At 65.7% G+C, this 16164-nt stretch carries 16 protein-coding genes; 2 read left to right on the top strand and 14 right to left on the bottom strand.

Translation table 11 applies throughout. The features are described 5' to 3' along the window. Nucleotide 1: 1 nt before the first annotated feature. Both O4220_RS11145 and O4220_RS11140 read right to left on the bottom strand, forming a co-directional pair. Nucleotides 2-976: an alpha-E domain-containing protein gene (locus O4220_RS11145; protein ID WP_269604109.1), complete on the bottom strand. Its 975-nt coding sequence runs from the start codon at nt 974-976 to the stop codon at nt 2-4. Then, nucleotides 977-2539, bottom strand: a complete 1563-nt coding sequence (locus tag O4220_RS11140) for a circularly permuted type 2 ATP-grasp protein (protein ID WP_269604589.1) — start codon at nt 2537-2539, stop codon at nt 977-979. 356 nt (nt 2540-2895) lie between these two features. Here O4220_RS11140 and rpsT point away from each other — a divergent pair, with 356 nt between their 5' ends. Next, a complete protein-coding gene (gene rpsT, locus O4220_RS11135) occupies nt 2896-3156 on the top strand; it encodes a 30S ribosomal protein S20 (RefSeq protein ID WP_027497522.1) in 261 nt (86 codons plus the stop codon). 96 nt (nt 3157-3252) lie between these two features. Here rpsT and holA read toward each other — a convergent pair whose 3' ends face one another. The 11 genes from holA to O4220_RS11080 all read right to left on the bottom strand — a co-directional run bounded on the left by holA (nt 3253) and on the right by O4220_RS11080 (nt 13969). Beyond that, the gene (gene holA, locus O4220_RS11130; protein ID WP_420030373.1) at nt 3253-4260 is read right to left on the bottom strand and encodes a DNA polymerase III subunit delta; all 1008 of its coding nucleotides are present in this window, start codon (nt 4258-4260) and stop codon (nt 3253-3255) included. Between the two features lie 34 nt (nt 4261-4294). Next, on the bottom strand, nt 4295-5887 hold the full coding sequence (locus tag O4220_RS11125; RefSeq protein WP_269604106.1) for a ComEC/Rec2 family competence protein: 1593 nt from the start codon (nt 5885-5887) through the stop codon (nt 4295-4297). Next, nucleotides 5884-6777, bottom strand: a complete 894-nt coding sequence (locus O4220_RS11120) for a ComEA family DNA-binding protein (protein ID WP_269604104.1) — start codon at nt 6775-6777, stop codon at nt 5884-5886. Before O4220_RS11120 ends, O4220_RS11125 begins: the two co-directional genes overlap by 4 nt. Before the next feature lie 109 nt (nt 6778-6886). Beyond that, a complete protein-coding gene (locus O4220_RS11115) occupies nt 6887-7735 on the bottom strand; it encodes a DegV family protein (RefSeq protein ID WP_269604101.1) in 849 nt (282 codons plus the stop codon). Next, nucleotides 7732-8502: a diglucosylglycerate octanoyltransferase gene (gene octT, locus O4220_RS11110; RefSeq protein WP_269604099.1), complete on the bottom strand. Its 771-nt coding sequence runs from the start codon at nt 8500-8502 to the stop codon at nt 7732-7734. Before octT ends, O4220_RS11115 begins: the two co-directional genes overlap by 4 nt. Next, nucleotides 8489-9142: a histidine phosphatase family protein gene (locus tag O4220_RS11105; RefSeq protein ID WP_269604097.1), complete on the bottom strand. Its 654-nt coding sequence runs from the start codon at nt 9140-9142 to the stop codon at nt 8489-8491. The genes octT and O4220_RS11105 overlap by 14 nt, the downstream gene beginning before the upstream one ends. Next, nucleotides 9139-9528 (bottom strand): ribosome silencing factor, encoded by a 390-nt coding sequence (gene rsfS / locus O4220_RS11100; RefSeq protein ID WP_032379193.1) that lies wholly within the window; start codon nt 9526-9528, stop codon nt 9139-9141. The genes O4220_RS11105 and rsfS overlap by 4 nt, the downstream gene beginning before the upstream one ends. Further along, a complete protein-coding gene (nadD, locus tag O4220_RS11095) occupies nt 9525-10238 on the bottom strand; it encodes a nicotinate-nucleotide adenylyltransferase (protein WP_420030379.1) in 714 nt (237 codons plus the stop codon). Before nadD ends, rsfS begins: the two co-directional genes overlap by 4 nt. Before the next feature lie 107 nt (nt 10239-10345). Continuing rightward, nucleotides 10346-11761: a vWA domain-containing protein gene (locus O4220_RS11090; RefSeq protein ID WP_269604093.1), complete on the bottom strand. Its 1416-nt coding sequence runs from the start codon at nt 11759-11761 to the stop codon at nt 10346-10348. Nucleotide 11762: 1 nt separating this feature from the next. Continuing rightward, complete coding sequence (locus O4220_RS11085; protein WP_269604090.1) at nt 11763-12644, bottom strand: AAA family ATPase; 882 nt, start codon at nt 12642-12644, stop codon at nt 11763-11765. Nucleotides 12645-12688: 44 nt separating this feature from the next. Beyond that, the gene (locus tag O4220_RS11080) at nt 12689-13969 is read right to left on the bottom strand and encodes a glutamate-5-semialdehyde dehydrogenase (protein ID WP_269604088.1); all 1281 of its coding nucleotides are present in this window, start codon (nt 13967-13969) and stop codon (nt 12689-12691) included. Nucleotides 13970-14082: 113 nt separating this feature from the next. On the opposite strand from O4220_RS11080, the gene O4220_RS11075 reads away from it, so the two are divergent. Further along, nucleotides 14083-15201, top strand: a complete 1119-nt coding sequence (locus O4220_RS11075; protein WP_269604085.1) for an NADH:flavin oxidoreductase/NADH oxidase — start codon at nt 14083-14085, stop codon at nt 15199-15201. Between the two features lie 4 nt (nt 15202-15205). Here the strand turns inward: O4220_RS11075 and O4220_RS11070 are convergent, their stop codons facing one another. Continuing rightward, nucleotides 15206-16162 (bottom strand): D-2-hydroxyacid dehydrogenase, encoded by a 957-nt coding sequence (locus tag O4220_RS11070; RefSeq protein WP_269604083.1) that lies wholly within the window; start codon nt 16160-16162, stop codon nt 15206-15208. Nucleotides 16163-16164 lie beyond the last annotated feature (2 nt).

Raw genomic sequence — 16164 nt, 5'->3', positions numbered from 1 at the left:
CTCACAGTTCACCTTCCAATTGATCTTCGTATGTGCCGGATCCGGCGTCCGTCCACGCCACCCAGGGCGCGGCATGGAAGTACTGCTTGGAGATGGCCTCACCCAGTTCGCGGCAGGTTTCCTGCAGCGCCAACAGACGTTCCTGTAGGTCGTCGAGAATCTCACCGGGACGGAGGAATTCGAGTTCGCTACGAGCGCGACCGAGTAGCCGCTGCGCTTCGGCGCGAGCACCGACACGACTGTTCGGCTGGTGGTCGAGCTGATCGAGCGAACGTTCTGCCTCGTTCAGTGCATAGAACACCGAACGCGGAAAGAGCCTGTCCAACAACATGAATTCCAGAACTCGCTGGGCATCGAGAGCGCCGCGGTAGGTACGCAGGTAGGTGTCGTGAGCACCTGCGGATCGCAGAACGGTGACCCAGGCCGGCGACGACGGTCGATCGCCTGCACGCGAGAGCAGCAGCCGAACGATCATGTCGATGCGCTCCACCGAGCGGCCGAGCAACAGGAACCTATAGCCGTCGTCGTGACTGAGAGTGGAGTCCGCGAGGCCGGCGAACATCGCGGCTCGTTCCTCGATGTAACTGAAGAACTCGGCCGGGCCGGTGCGCTTGGATGCTCTGATGCGCTCGTTCAGTCCGTTGTACGTGGTGTTGAGGCACTCCCACATCTCACTCGACGTGACTTCGCGAGCGCCACGGGCATTTTCGCGTGCGCTCGACAGCGAGTCCACGATGGAGCCGAGTCCGTCACGGCTGAATGCCACCAACTCCGTGAGCGACCACACGTCGAGCGAGACGTCCGGCTCGTGCTTGAACCCGAGTACCCGCAACAACACTCGCGAGATGTGGTCGGGATCGACCGTGGCGTCTTCGAGAAGCTGGTGGACGGTGACGTCGAGAATGCGGGCCGTATCGTCCGCTCTCTCGACGTACCGTCCGATCCAGTAGAGCGACTCTGCGTTGCGCGCGAGCATTTACTGTCCACCGCCGTTCGAGTCCGAGTCCGTTGCCTGTTGCTGTTGTTGCTGTTGCTGCTGCTGCTGCTGATTCATCTGCTGGTCCATCGTCAGCTCCGGGCCCTGTTCGACCATGGGCGACTCCGGCGGAACGCTGACGATCTCCTCGCCTGCCAGTTCCTGCTCCTCCTGCGAGGTTCGGGTGGCGAGCACCCAGGTGTCCTTACTGCCGCCGCCCTGGCTCGAGTTGACCACCAAGGAACCCTCCGGCAGTGCGACTCGGGTCAAGCCCCCGGGCAACACCCAGACGTCGTCTCCGTCGTTGACCGCGAACGGCCGCAGGTCCACGTGCCGGGGAACCAACCGGTCACCGATCTTGGTGGGCACCGTCGAGAGCTGCACGACGGGCTGCGCAATCCAGCCGCGCGGATCCGCGCGAACCTTCTTGCTGATGGTCGCCAATTCCTTCGGCGAGGCGTCGGGCCCGAAGACGATGCCGTATCCACCGGACCCTTCGACCGGCTTGATCACCAGTTCGTCGATGCGGTCGAGGACTTCCTCGCACTCGTCGTCCAACCAGCACCGGAACGTGTCGACGTTGGCGAGCAACGGCTTCTCACCCATGTAGTAGTCGATGATCGTGGGTACGTACGTGTAGACCAGCTTGTCGTCGCCGACGCCGTTTCCGACGGCGCTGGAGATCACGACGTTGCCTGCGCGGGCGGCGTTGACCAGGCCTGCCACGCCCAGGACCGAATCCGGCCGGAACTGCATGGGGTCGAGGTAGTCGTCGTCGATGCGTCGGTAGATGACGTCGACCTGGCGCTCACCCTCGGTGGTGCGCATGTAGACGATGTTGTCCCGGCAGAACAGATCGCGTCCCTCGACGAGTTCGACGCCCATCAGCCGGGCGAGCAACGAGTGCTCGAAGTACGCGGAGTTGGCCACACCGGGGGTCAGCACCACCACGGTGGGGTCGGCCTCGTTCAGGGCCGCGGCAGAACGCAATGCTCGCAACAGGTGCGAGGCATAATCGCCGACGGCACGCACGCGGTGGCTGGCGAACAGATCCGGGAACACCCGGGCCATGGTGCGGCGGTTCTCCATGACATACGACACACCGGAGGGCGAACGCAGGTTGTCCTCGAGGACGCGGAACGTGCCCTGTGCATCACGGACCAGGTCGATTCCGGCGACATGGATGCGCACACCGTTGGGCGGTGTGATGCCGACGGCCTCGCGGTGGAAGTGCTCGCAGGAGGTGATCAGTCGCTTCGGCACCACGCCGTCGCGGAGGATCTCCTGATCGCCGTAGATATCGGCGAGGAACATCTCGAGCGCTTTGACGCGCTGCTTGATGCCGCGCTCCAGCCGCGACCACTCCCCTGCGGCGATGACGCGAGGAACCTGGTCGAGCGGGAACGGGCGCTCCTGGCCGGACAGGGAGAACGTGATGCCCTGGTCGACGAATGCGCGTCCCAGTGCGTCGGATCTCGCGTCCAGGTCGGATGCGTTCGCCGGGGCAAGGGCTGTGTGAATGCCCTTGTAGGGAGTCCTGGTTCTTCCGTCCGCGTCGAACATCTCGTCGAAGGCGAGACTGTACTTTCCGACGTCGGAGTAACCCCCGAACACCCCGTCGACCTCGGGTTCGACGCGATCCGCTGACTTGGTTTTGGTCGCTTTGGCCTTGGTGGCGGCATGCGTTGCCGATCGCGGACTCATCCTGGTCATGTTGCTACAGAGACTGGAGTTAGGCGCGGTAGAAGCGTTAAATTCTTGAAACGCATCGTCACGGATGCACCCAATTGGGTTCTGCTCCGCCGTGCTGGTATTCTCGATCTTCGGCGCAGGGCTCCAAAGCTCTGCAGCAGACTTCGGGCATTCCAGCATGGATCGCCCTGACCGGAATACCGACGAAGACAAGAAGGATTTTACGCGTGGCCAATATCAAGTCCCAGAAGAAGCGGATTCTCACCAACGAGCGTGCACGCCTGCGCAACCAGTCGGTGAAGTCTTCCCTTCGTACCGTCATCCGCTCGTTCCGCGAGGCGCAGGCTGCGGGCGACAAGGACAAGGCTTCCGAGATTCTCCTCGACGCAGGCCGCAAGCTCGACAAGGCCGCCAGCAAGGGCGTCATCCACAAGAACCAGGCTGCCAACAAGAAGTCGGCACTGGCTCTCGCAGTCAACAAGCTCTGATTCACCACTGAGCTCGACCGAGCCCGCTGCATCCGACACGGAGGCAGCGGGCTTTCTCGTGCGCTGGGCCTTCTCGCGTGAATGGGACCGCGGGTGCTACCGGCCCAGCCCCGCGACCTCTGACACCGCTTTTTCCACGGCGTAGTCCGCGTCCGCTGCCTGCCCCTTCACGTCGGCGTTGAGTTGCGCCACAACGCGTAGCGCCTGCGCGATGGATCGACCGTTCCAGCCTCGGGCTTGACCCTGCGCCTTCTTGATCTTCCACGGCGGCATGCCCAATTCGCCTGCCATTCGGAACGGGTCGCCGCGACCGGCCGAACCCACGAGCGCAATGGTGCGGACGGCATCGGCCAAGGCGTCGGCCAACAGCACGTGCGCCACTCCTCGATGCATCGCCCAGCGAACAGCCTCGAGCGCGCCGGCTCGGTCTCCGATAACCGCTTTGTCGGCGACGTCGAATCCGGAGACTTCCGCCTTGCCCGAGTAGTACCGGCGCACTGCGGCCAGGTCGACCTTGCCGCCGGTATCGGAGACCAACTGAGAACAGGCCGAGGCCAATTCGCGGAGTTCGTTGCCGACCGATTCGACGACAGCCTCGATCACCTCGCCGCTCACTCGAACGTCGGCCGCACGGAATTCACCGCGTACGAAATCGATGCGTTCGGCGGGCTTGGTGAGCTTGACGCACTCGTGGACCTGAGCGCCGCACTTCTGCAGAGCACCGACCATGGCCTTGGCCCGACCGCCGCCGGAATGCATGACCACCACGACCGCGCCCTCGGGCGGATCGGTTGCGGCATCGAGCACGAGAGCTGCGGCATCCTTGCCTGCCTCGGCCGCTGCCTCGAGCACAACCACGCGATCCTCCGCGAACAGTGACGGACTGAGCAGTTCGGCAAGTTCCGGGGCACTGGCGTCGCCCGTGCGCAACCGCGTGACCGGCAGGTCCTCCCCCGGAATCGCCGCATTGGCACGCACCTGCGCGACGATCGACGCTACCGCGCGATCCATCAGAAGTTCCTCGTCGCCGAGAACCAGATGCAGAGGAGCCACACTCGAAGTCACACCTGTGATCGTGCCATGTGGAGCCGACAGCTCGAGCATCCGCTTCCTTTCGAGCAATCACCCCAGCCAGCACTCACCACAGCACATGCGCAGTCCACATGGCCAGTGCCACAATCGCCACCACCGCGGCAACCCACCGCAGCACCCGCAACCGCAACGCCACGAGCAGCGTGGCCGTACCGAAGGCCGCCAGCGCTGCACCCAGGAGACCGTCGGGGACGACGATGCCCGCAACCGGCACCGATGCGGCCCGCTGCGCCACCGTGATCAACCACCACAACGGGGCCGACGCCAGCTGCGCCGTCAGCTCGGCGAGAGATGCGCTGACGGTGGCGATCACGGCCGTCACGATGCCCACCACCGTTATCGGGGCGACGACCGGTGCCACCAACACGTTGGCAACAACGCCCACCACACTGATCGTTCCCGTCATCGCCGCGACCACCGGGGCCGTCACCGCGTGCGCCGCTGTAGCGACGGCCGACACCTCCGCGGCTGCCCGAGGCCAGCCGCGGGCTCGGAGCCAGTCGACCCAGATAGGTGCGACCAGGACGAGTCCGGCGGTGGCGAACACCGACAGGACGAACCCGACGTCCACCGCCAGCCTCGGCCACCATGCGAGCAAGCCCAGCACCGCGCCGCACAGGGCCGGAACGGCCTGTCGCCGCCTGCCGGTGACGAGGGCCAACAACCCGATCGAACCCATCACCGCCGCACGAAGCACACTCGGCGACGGGCGAGCCACGATCACGAACGCGACGAGCACGACGAATGCCACCGCCACCGTTGCTCGGGGGCCGATCCCGATGCTGCGCAACACCAGCAGAACCGCACCGATCAGAATGGAGAAATTGGCACCCGACACCGCCGTCAGGTGCGTCAGGCCCGCTGCCCGAAAGTTCTCGGCCACAGTCTCGTCCAATCGGGACACATCCCCGACCACGAGACCGGGCAGTAGACCTGCACGATCGGGTGGCATCGAATTCTGCGTCACGGCAGCCAAATTCGACCGGAAGGTGCCGGCTGCGGCAGAGATCGCCCCGGGCTCACCGACGATGACGGGTGGTCCCGATACGCGGATCACCGCCACAGTCATGTCCGGTCGAATCGGTTCGCCGAGCCTGCCCCGGACGGTGATTTGTTGACCCGGCAGCAGCGCCGACCAGCTCGACTCCGGGGCGATGATCGATACGCGTCCGCCGACGTACAGCGCCTCACCTCCGACGTCCACGCGAGTCAACTCGGCCTTCGTCATCACCATCGAAGGTCCTGCGGACGTCAGTCGGCGTGGATCCTCCTCCAGCCGCACCGACGCGGTGATCCACGCACGTTTCTCCGCGGCCGCAGCCACGGGATTATCTGCTACAGCGCACATCTGAAGCCAGATCGCTCCGCCGAAGCACAGCGCGAGTGCGATCACCGTGGCCACTCCCGCCCAGCTGGGACCGGAGGCGGCGCATCGTGTCGCCAGCCGTCGCAGCACCAGCCAACCGAGCAGCACCACCACAGAGGTCGACGCCGTGGCCGCTACCGCCGCGCCGGGGCCGCCGAGAATTCCGACCGCGGTGATAGACCAGCACACCACCACAGCCGGAACCAGACGTATGTCGAAGGGCAGAAACTCCTCGGCCTGCGCAGTGGCGGTCGATACGGCGTCGGTGCTCATCCGATGTGCACGAGATCGCGGATCTTCGCCAGCCTCCCGGGCCCGATCCCGTCCACTTCGGCGAGCTGATCGACAGAGATGAAGCGGCCGTTGGTCTCTCGCCAACTCACGATCGACGTCGCGGTCACCGGACCGACCCCGGGTAACGCGTCCAACTCGGCCACCGTGGCGGCATTGAGGTCCACCGTCCCGCCGACCGGCGAACCCGAAGGCAGATCGGCCGGGACCCCACCGTCCACCATCCCACCGCCCGCTGCCACGCCCTGCGTCGAGGAAGTGCCACTCACCGGCGGGGGTGCCTGTGGTGGCACGACACCGAGGACTATCTGATCACCGTCGGCCACCCGCGCGGCCATGTTGAGCGCCAACAGATCGGCACCCTCCACAGGCCCTCCCGCCGCGGCGACCGCGTCGGCGATTCGCGAACCCGGTTGCAGCCGAACCAGTCCGGGCTGTATCACCAGACCGACGACGCTCACGACCAGTTCGGCCTCCACTGCCGGTACCGGTTCGGCGAGTACGTCCGAATCCTTCGCATCGGATGCAACCACGGCCAGCGGTGGAGCAGGTGCAGGCGTCGGCGCATCTCGAAACACCGCGAATGCCGCGACGAGCACGACGAAAACGCCGGCTGCTGCCAGGGCGATGGCACCCTGCCTTCCCGGGTCCACCCGAGCGGAACGCCATCGCCGCGGAAGCAAGGACGACCACGGGGAACCGAGCCGCGGTGAACTCGAGATCAGCCAATCCGGTTCCGGGGTCGTCACGTCCGGGCTGGATTCCTCCATCTCGACGCGCGCGGGTATCCCGTCCGGGCGTGCGGAGTCAGGTTGTCTGCGCACGGCATTGAGTCGCGCCACCGTGCGCGCCCGATCGTCGTCACCACCCATGCATCAGGACGCTAGTTCCGGCGGCCAGGCTCACTCGCAACGAGACGCTGGTCGCGAATTGCCCTGTGCACAACTCGATACCTGTGGATAATCGGTGGGATCGGCGCGACTATCGGCGTCCCGGTGACACGACGACGCCGACGGCACCGGGGCCGACGTGCGCTCCGAGCACGGCACCGAAGGGATATACGTCGATGCTGGTGAAGCCCGAAATTCGAGAGGCCAGCATTGCCGCGACATCGTCGGCACGCTCCGCACACAACATATGGTGCACGGCAAGCGCAACCCCCGAATCGTCACCGACATCGGATGCGGCGGCGACGGCTGCGTCGACCAGCTTGTTCAGCGCCTTGGACGAGGTCCGCGTCTTCTCCCGCAGCACGAGTGAGCCGCCGCTGATGTGCAACACCGGCTTCATGGCCAGTGCAGTACCGAGGAGGGCTGCGGCAGTGCCGATTCGACCTCCGCGTCGCAGATGGTCGAGACGATCGACGACGATGAAGCACCTCGAGGTCGTCGACGCAGCGACGGCGCAGTGGTAAACCGTATCCAGGACCGCTCCCCCGGCCGCCGAACCAGCAGCCGCCAGCACAGCAAAGCCCAATCCCATTCCTGCAGAACCGGAATCGACCACTCGAACGGCAGGACCAACCTTGTCTGCGGCCTGACGCGCTGCTTCCCACGTACTCGAGAGCCCCCGGGAGATGTGCAGAGCCACCACACCGTCACCTCGACTGCGTTCGAGAGCCGCGGCGTACACCTCGGTCAGCTCGCCCGGTGACGCGCCGGCGGTGGTCACCGGACTTCCCGCGGCGGAGTGCTCGGGGATCTCGTCCACACCCTCACGATGGTCGATTCCGTCCACCAGCACGTGCAACGGCACCACCGAGATTCCCCGCTCGGCCGCAAGCGGGGCAGGCAGGCAGGACGAGGAGTCGGTGACGACGGCGACGGTCATGGCTTCGGGGTCACTGCAGGGTTCGCGGTCGACGCCGAGGCAGCCACCGGTCGCAACGCCTCGAGCATCGCCTCTGCCACCGCACTGTGCGCGTCCCACCCCCAGTGGATGCCGTCGGGGTTCGCGTTCTCGGATTCGATGTTCGGGCGCACCGCGTCCGCGAGATCGACCATCGGAACGTTCTTGTCCGCACTCCACGCCCGCAACGCACGCACGGCGGGCTCGCGGCCCGAGTGCACCTGCCCGTAGGCATCGCAGCGGTGCACCGAGGGATAGGTGCCGACGACGGGAAGCTCGGGACGTACGTAGGCCAATGCGGCGCGGGCCTGCTCCAGGTAGTCGACGCTGAGCCGCGGCGGCAGCGCAACGGGCCAACCCAGATGTGACAGAACTGGTTGCACCGCTTGATATCCCGCACGAACCACGCGTCGCAGAGCCGGCGGTCTGATGTACCGGATCTGCTCCCGCAACGCAGTAGGCAACGGCGACGGAAGCGAATCCATGCCGCCGATGGCGAACACGACGGCACCGGCACGGGGAATCGCGGCCCACACTCGCGGATCCTGAGTCAGAGCCCACCACGCGTCACGACTCGTCCAGCCGATGCGCGCAACCAAATCCACTGTCCAACCGAGCTCGGCTGCAACCAGATTGGGCCAGAGCCGCGGATCGTCGACCGGCAGCCCGCCCTCGGGTCCGTAGTAACTCAGCGAGTCCGCGAGCACGAGCAGCGTGGGGCGCACCGCCGTCTCGTCAGAGGACGTCACTGGCCACTCGCGCCGAGGCGTTCCACACGTCCAAACGCCAGGACGGCTGAGCGCCCGCTCCGTGCGCGCCGAGCTGTACCCAGCTGGTGTTGGCGAGCCCACCGAGCACCGGCCACCGGTCCGGCGGCAAATCGAGCAACGCCGCCGTCAGTGCTGCGATCAGGCCCCCGTGCGCCACGAGCACCAGTGGCCGCTGGTCGCCATCGGCACCCCACTCGGGGACGCCGCTCAGAAGCTCGCGAACCAGGGGAACACTGCGACGGGCGACGTCGATACGGCTCTCCCCGCCCGGTGGAGCGATGGTGGCATCGGCTCGCCACGCCGGCCGAGCGCCGGGTGCGATGTCGTCGACCTCGGTGTGGGTGAGACCCTGCCACTCGCCGAGATGGGTTTCGCGCAGGCGCTCGTCCTGCGTCACCGAAACCCCGGCAGCGTCCCCCAGAGCGACGGCAGTGTCGAGAGCCCGCCGCAGGTCGGACGAGACGATCCGAATCGGCTCACGCGTCGCCAGCTCGGCAGCGGCCGTCTTGGCTTGGGTGCGACCGAGCTCGGACAGATCGGTATCGAGCTGACCCTGCATGCGGTCGGTGGCGTTGTATTCCGTCTGACCGTGCCGAAGCAGGATGAGCCGTCGGATCATTGCTCCGATTCCGCAGCCGGGTGCTGTCCGAGACCGGGGACCTCGATGGTCGGGCAGTCCTTCCACAACCGCTCGAGGGCATAGAAGTTGCGCTCTTCGTTGTGTTGGACGTGGACGACGATGTCGGAGTAGTCCAACAGCGCCCAGCGACCTTCCTTGGTGCCCTCACGGCGCACCGGCTTGTGTCCGGCTTCACGCAGCTGATCCTCGATGTTGTCCACGATCGAGTTGACCTGACGCTCGTTGGGCGCAGAGGCGATCACGAAGCAATCGGTGATGTAGAGCTGGTCGGAGACGTCGAGGATCACCACGTCGCTGGCCAGTTTGTCGTCGGCTGCGAGCGCGGCGATACGCGCCATCTCGGCGGCTTCGGCTGTTGCAGTCACTTGGGTGTACTCCCACTCGTATGGTTCGGGTTCGCGGTCATTGCGCTGGTGACCGGCCCTTCCGGTTGCTTCTTCTGGGGTGCCGGCTCCGACATGGTGACGGATCCGTCGAGGCGCAGCGCGCCTCGTGGTCTGTAGAGATTTCTCTTCGAGATGTATTGCACGACGCCGTCCGGTACGAGGTACCAGACCGGCCGATTCTCACCGGCTCGAAGTCGACAGTCCGTCGACGATATCGCGAGTGCCGGGATTTCCATCAATGTGAGGGTGCCGGCAGGCAACGACCGGAGGTGGTTGGCCAGATGTTCGACTCCGAGCTCGAACCCCGGACGCGAGACTCCGACGAATCTGGCGAGCTCGAACAGCTCCTCCCAGTTCTGCCACGTCAGGATCGACTCGAGGGCATCCGCGCCGGTGATGAAGAACAGCTCGGCATTGGGGTGCTGCGCCCGCAGATCGCGCAGGGTGTCGACGGTGTACGTCGACTTCTCGCGATCGACGTCCACGCGACTGACGGAGAATCGGGGGTTGGACGCCGTCGCGATCACGGTCATCAGGTAGCGGTCTTCCGCCGGGCTGACCGTTGTGCCTTCCTTCTGCCAGGGGTTTCCGGTGGGGACGAAGATGACCTCGTCCAGACCGAACTTGTTCGCCACTTCGCTGGCCGCGACGAGGTGCCCGTGGTGTATCGGGTCGAAGGTGCCGCCCATCACGCCCAAACGGCGAACGGACTGCTTCCCTGTGTCGTCACCGGGGTCGTATTCGTGCTGCACAACCGTCGATTCTACGTCCGCGGCGCTGCCGGGCGTCACACCCCTCACACCGGCAGCAGACGTGAGACCACGGTGGCGAGCTGCTGGGCGGATCGGCACTCGTGCATGGCGATCACGTCGGCGTACACCTTGGCCGCCGAATCGCCGGATCCCCACTGCGATTTCGGTTCTGGATTGAGCCAGTACGCGTGCTTGGCCACCGAGACGATATGTGCCAACGCGGGCAGCTTGGGTTCGCGGTAATTGGTGCGGGCGTCGCCGAGAATCAACACCGAACTGCGACTGGTGACCGCATGCGCATACTTCTCGTCGAACGTCGTCAGCGCGTGGCCGTAGTCCGAGTGGCCGTCGTACGTCACCAGATCGGACTCCCGGATGATGCGGCTCATCGCGGCCCCGAGGTCGGAGCCGGAGTCGAAGAATCGCGTCACCTCGTCGGTGGAGTCGATGAAGGCAAAGATCCGAACACGCGAGAACTGCTCTCGCAGTGCATGCACCAACAGCAGGGTGAAGTTACTGAATCCCGCGACCGAGCCCGAGACATCGCACAGCACAACCAATTCGGGGCGTGCTCGACGCGGCTTGCGCTCCACCAAGTCGATCGGAATGCCGCCGGTGGACATCGACTTGCGCAGGGTGCGTCGCAGATCGATCGAACCGTGCCTGCTTCTGCTGCGCCGCACCGCAAGTCGTGAGGCGAGCAGTCGAGCCAGCGGGGTGACGTTGCGTCGCAGCGCCGCCATCTCCGTGTCCGAGGCCCGCAGGAAGTCGACCTCCTCGGCCAGCTTGGGCACACCGTAACTCGCCACCCGCTCGCGGCCGAGCTTCTCGGCCGACCGCCGTCTCGTCTCGCTCTCGACCATCTTGCGAAGGTCTGCGATACGTTGCGCTGCAGTACGTTTGGCTACTTCCGATTCGTAGTCGTCGGTGGGCCGATCCGGTGCATCGTCGGCGCGGCCGAGCAGCCCGTCGAGGATCTTGCGCAACAACGTATCCGGGGCGACGTCGCGCAGGGCCTGATAGGCCGAGAACGACGGCCCGTTCGAGGATTTGTACTGACCGAGTTCCTCCACCATCTGCGCCGCCAGCATCTGGGTCAACTCCGCGGCCTCGGCCGAATCGTCGGACAGCAGATCGACCAGCAACTCGCGGAGCGCATCGATGTCGACATCGCCGCCGTCCGTGCGGGGCAGTGCAGTGTCGATCTGTCCCGAGTCCCTCGTGCCCGACGCCACCGGAAACCACAGGTCGAACAGCGCGTCGAACACCCCGCGGTGCGTCGGTCGTCGCAACAACGAACAGGCCAGCCCTTCTCGCACCGCTTCCCGGTCGAGTAGATCCAGGACCGACAGGACGCGTCCGGCATCGACGGTTTCCGACGGCCCCACCGAGATTCCGCGTTTTCGCAATGCCTCGACGAAGCCGACAAGATGCCCGGGAATTCCGTGCGGGGCCAACATGTCAGTTCAGCCGCAGTTCGGCCGCCGCACGCACCTGATCGGACTGATGCTTGAGCACCACTCCCAGCGTCGTCCGCACCGCATCCTCGTCGAGGGTGTCCATTCCGAGGGCCAGCAGCGTGCGACCCCAGTCGATCGTCTCGGCGACGGAGGGCAACTTCTTGAGCTGCATTCCCCGAAGTACCCGGACGGTCTTGATCATCTGCTCGGCGATCGCCTCGGGCAGTTCCGGAACCCGACTGGCCAGGATGCGACGTTCGAGGTCCGCGTCGGGGAAGTCGAGGTGCAGGAAGAGGCAGCGGCGCTTGAGGGCCTCCGACAGTTCGCGAGTCGCGTTGGATGTCAGCACCACAAATGGAGTGCGCTCCGCCGTGATGGTGCCGAGCTCGGGAATGGTGATCGCGAAGTCGCTGAGCACCTCGAGCAGCAGTCCTTCGATCTCGACGTCGGCCTTGTCGGTCTCGTCGATGAGCAGCACTGTGGGGTCGGTACGCCGAATTGCCTGCAGCAGCGGCCGCGCCAGCAGGAACTCCTCGGAGAAGACGTCCAGCTTGGTCGAATCCCAATCGGCGCTGGTTCCCGACTGGATCCGCAGGATCTGCTTGGCGTGGTTCCACTCGTACAGGGCGCGGGCCTCGTCGACGCCCTCGTAGCACTGCAACCGCACCAGCTCGGCACCCGTCGTCTGGGCCACGGCGCGAGCGAGTTCGGTCTTGCCCACACCCGCCGGACCCTCGATCAGCAGCGGCTTGCCGAGGCGGTCGGCAAGGAAGACCGAGGTGGCCGTGGCTTTGTCGGCCAGATAGCCCGTTTCGGCCAGACGCTCGAGGACGTCGTTCACACTTGCGAACAGCGGGGGTGTCGTCGGTAGGGCACGATCCACGTCACAACTCCTGATGATCGGATTTGGCCGGTACGGCAGGGGCGTCAGACATCTCGGATGTGTCCGTCGCCCCACACGGTCCACTTGGTCGAGGTCAGTTCGGGCAATCCCATGGGCCCTCGGGCGTGCAGCTTCTGGGTGGAGATACCGATCTCGGCACCGAAGCCGAATTGCTCGCCGTCGGTGAATGCGGTGGAAGCATTGACCATCACGGCAGCCGCGTCGACACGTTGGGTGAACTCACGCGCCACACCGATATCGGACGCGACGATCGCCTCGGTGTGTCCGGTTCCGTATCGATCGATGTGCTCGATCGCCTCGTCGATGCCGCCCACGACCTTCAGCGCGATGTCGAGCGAGAGGTACTCCTGCGACCAGTCCTCGTCGTGAGCGGGTACCAGCCCGGGCAGGTCGCCGTGCACCGTGACGCTGTGCATCTGGAACGCCTGCAGCAGCCGCGGCACCATGGTGTCGGCGATCGCAGCGTCGACCAGCACGGTCTCGGCTGCGTTACAGACACTGACTCGGCGGGTCTTGGCGTTGAGCACGATCTTCTCGGCGATGTCAGGATCGGCCGAGGAGTGGACGTACACGTGGCAGTTTCCGACTCCGGTCTCGATGGTCGGGACCGTGGCATCGCGAACGACGGCAGTGATCAGTCCCGCGCCCCCGCGTGGGATGACCACGTCCACCAGACCACGCGCCTGAATCAGGTGGGTGACCGTGGCACGGTCCGCACTGCCCAGCAGTTGTACCGCGGCCTCGGGAAGACCCTGTTCACGTAACGCCCCTTGCAGGGCGTCGACCAATGCTGCGTTGGACTGTGCCGCCGAGGACGAACCGCGCAGCAGCACCGCGTTGCCGGACTTGAACGCGAGACCGAACGCGTCGACGGTGACGTTGGGGCGCGCCTCGTAGACCATGCCCACCACCCCGAGCGGGACCCGCACCTGCCGAATCTCCAGTCCGTTGGGAAGCGTGGAACCGCGGATGACCCCACCGATCGGATCCGGCAGCGCGGCGACCTGTCGCAGGCCTGCCGCGGTGCCGTCGATGCGCGATGCGGTCAAACGCAGTCGATCCAGCAGCCCCTCGTCGGTACCCGCTGCCCGCGCGATCTCGATGTCGGCCGCGTTCGCGGCCAGGACCGAATCCGCAGCAGCAACCACGGCATCGGCGGCGGTATGCAGCAACGAGTCCTTCTCCGTGGTCGTCAGCAACGCCAGCGCACGCGAGGCGATCCGCGCCCGACGAGCGGCCGCATGCACGTTCTCACGCTCGTCGAGCGTGGTGGGCACCGATTCGGCCGAGACGGAAGCAGTCATGAACTACACACTAATGGGGCCGGGAATGAAGCGGTGTCGCCGCGTCGTTGCAGCACGACGTGGAGATCACCGACGTCACAGACGTCGATACCGACAGACCGGAGGAACCACCTGTGAGTGCCTTGTTCGAGCCTCTGACCCTGCGCGAGGTCACCTTTCCCAACCGGGTATGGATGGCACCGATGTGCCAGTACTCGGCCGACGACTCGGGCCCGTACGTCGGCGTTGCGGGTGACTGGCACCGCACCCATCTGGTGAGCCGCGCGGTCGGCGGGGCAGGTTTGATCATCACCGAAGCCACCGCAGTCAGCCCGGAAGGTCGCATCAGCCCGTCTGACCTGGGTATCTGGAACGACACCCAGACAGATGCCCTGGCGAAGATCGTCGCCGAGATCTCGTCCTTCGGAAGCGTTCCTGGCATCCAGCTGGCGCACGCAGGCCGGAAGGGTTCCACAGCTGCTCCCTGGCTCGGCGGCAAGTCGCTGCCCGCGGAGGATCCTCGACGCTGGGAGACCGTCGGTCCGAGCGCGGTCGCCTTCGGTGATTACGCGACGCCCCGCGCGGCTACCGACGACGACATCGCGAAGATCGTCGACGACTTTCGCTCGGCGGCGCAGCGCGCACTGAAGGCCGGGTTCGAGGTGGCCGAAGTTCACGGCGCGCACGGATACTTGTTGCACCAGTTCCTGTCGCCGGCGAGCAACACCCGCACCGACGCCTACGGCGGAGACTTCGCCGGCCGTACGCGGCTACTGATCGAGGTGGTCGACGCGGTCCGTGAAGTGTGGCCGGCAGAGCTTCCGGTGTTCGTCCGGCTGTCGGCGACGGACTGGCTCGACGAGCCAGAGAACCGCGAGAGTGCAGCCGACGTGGAGGCCCCGAGCTGGACCTCCGATCAGACCGTCGCGTTGTCGCAGATCCTCACCGAACACGGGGTGGATCTGGTCGATACCTCCACCGGCGGAAACGTGCACGCCAAGATTCCGGTCGGCCCCGGCTACCAGGTTCCCTTCGCACGGCGAATCCAGAACGAAACCACGATGCCCGCCGCCGCGGTCGGCATGATCACCGAACCCAAGCAGGCAGAGGACATCGTCTCGCTGGGCGAGGCGACCGCCGTGCTGCTGGCGCGCGAGCTACTGCGTGATCCGTACTGGCCACGGCGCGCTGCCCGCGAACTCGGTGTGGAGATGACTCCGGCCGTGGCACCGCAGTACGAGCGGGCCTACTGAGGTCTCACACCACGAAGCCGAGTCTCTTGTTCACGACATTGAGCAGGGGTTCGCCCCGGAAGTATCGACGTGCGTTGTCGGCGAACACCTCCGCGAGTCGCTGCTTCCAGCCCGACGCGTCGCCGCTCATGTGCGGAGTGAGAACAACGTTCTCGGCCGTCCACAACGGATGGTCGGCCGGGAGCGGCTCGGTCTCGAACACGTCCAGCGCGGCACCGGTGATGTGACCGCTGCCGAGATGCTTCGACAGTGCCTCGGTATCGAGCAGCTCACCGCGGCCCACGTTGATCACCCGCGCGCCGGGCTTCATCGCGGCCAACACGGAATCGTCGACCAAACCCCTCGTCTGTTCGGTCAACGGGGCAACCAGAACCAGGTAGTCGGCCCGCGCTACTTCGTCCACCAGATCATCACTGGCGTACACGGTGCCGAAGTCTCCGTCGCCTTCTCGCGCTGTTCGACCCACCCCCGAGATCGACATTCCCACCGCACTCAGCAGAGTTGCAATGGCACGACCGATCGCTCCGGTGCCCACGATCATCGCGTGTGCACCGTCGATGCGTTCGGTCTCACGGTGCTGCCAGATCTTCGATTGCTGCAGTGCGCGTGAACGTTCGGAGTCCTTGGCGAACGCGAGGATCTGAGCCAGCACGAACTCCGCGATCGGTCGATCGAAGACACCACGCGAATTCGTCACGACCACATCGGATTCCACCAGCTCGTCGAACATCAACGAGTCCACGCCGGCAGCGGCGATATGGATCCACTTCAGAGACCCGCAGCGCGGCCACGCAGATTCGACTGCAGGCGAGAAGAAATCCCACAGCAGCAACGCGTCGGCACCGTCGACTGCATCCGCCAGGGTGTCGGCGGTGGCGTACCTGACGTCGGCGACCTCCGCAACGGACTCGAGTCCGTCGGGAAGGTCGCCGGCGTGCAGAACGACGAGAACCGGTGCCACTT

It is taken from the genome of Rhodococcus ruber, assembly GCF_027270735.1.
GTDB lineage: Bacteria > Actinomycetota > Actinomycetes > Mycobacteriales > Mycobacteriaceae > Rhodococcoides > Rhodococcoides rubrum_A.
Note: the sequence above shows the minus strand (reverse complement) of the source record. Positions and strands in the feature narration are given on the sequence as shown.

What these genes read in the sequence shown, in the direction of transcription:
- O4220_RS11145 (WP_269604109.1), bottom strand. Translation starts at nt 976, where the DNA reads ATGCTCGCGCGCAACGCAGAGTCGCTCTACTGGATCGGACGGTACGTC.
- O4220_RS11140 (WP_269604589.1), bottom strand. Translation starts at nt 2,539, where the DNA reads ATGTTCGACGCGGACGGAAGAACCAGGACTCCCTACAAGGGCATTCAC.
- holA (WP_420030373.1), bottom strand. Translation starts at nt 4,260, where the DNA reads ATGCTCGAGCTGTCGGCTCCACATGGCACGATCACAGGTGTGACTTCG.
- O4220_RS11125 (WP_269604106.1), bottom strand. Translation starts at nt 5,887, where the DNA reads ATGAGCACCGACGCCGTATCGACCGCCACTGCGCAGGCCGAGGAGTTT.
- O4220_RS11120 (WP_269604104.1), bottom strand. Translation starts at nt 6,777, where the DNA reads ATGGGTGGTGACGACGATCGGGCGCGCACGGTGGCGCGACTCAATGCC.
- O4220_RS11115 (WP_269604101.1), bottom strand. Translation starts at nt 7,735, where the DNA reads ATGACCGTCGCCGTCGTCACCGACTCCTCGTCCTGCCTGCCTGCCCCG.
- O4220_RS11105 (WP_269604097.1), bottom strand. Translation starts at nt 9,142, where the DNA reads ATGATCCGACGGCTCATCCTGCTTCGGCACGGTCAGACGGAATACAAC.
- nadD (WP_420030379.1), bottom strand. Translation starts at nt 10,238, where the DNA reads ATGGGCGGCACCTTCGACCCGATACACCACGGGCACCTCGTCGCGGCC.
- O4220_RS11090 (WP_269604093.1), bottom strand. Translation starts at nt 11,761, where the DNA reads ATGTTGGCCCCGCACGGAATTCCCGGGCATCTTGTCGGCTTCGTCGAG.
- O4220_RS11080 (WP_269604088.1), bottom strand. Translation starts at nt 13,969, where the DNA reads ATGACTGCTTCCGTCTCGGCCGAATCGGTGCCCACCACGCTCGACGAG.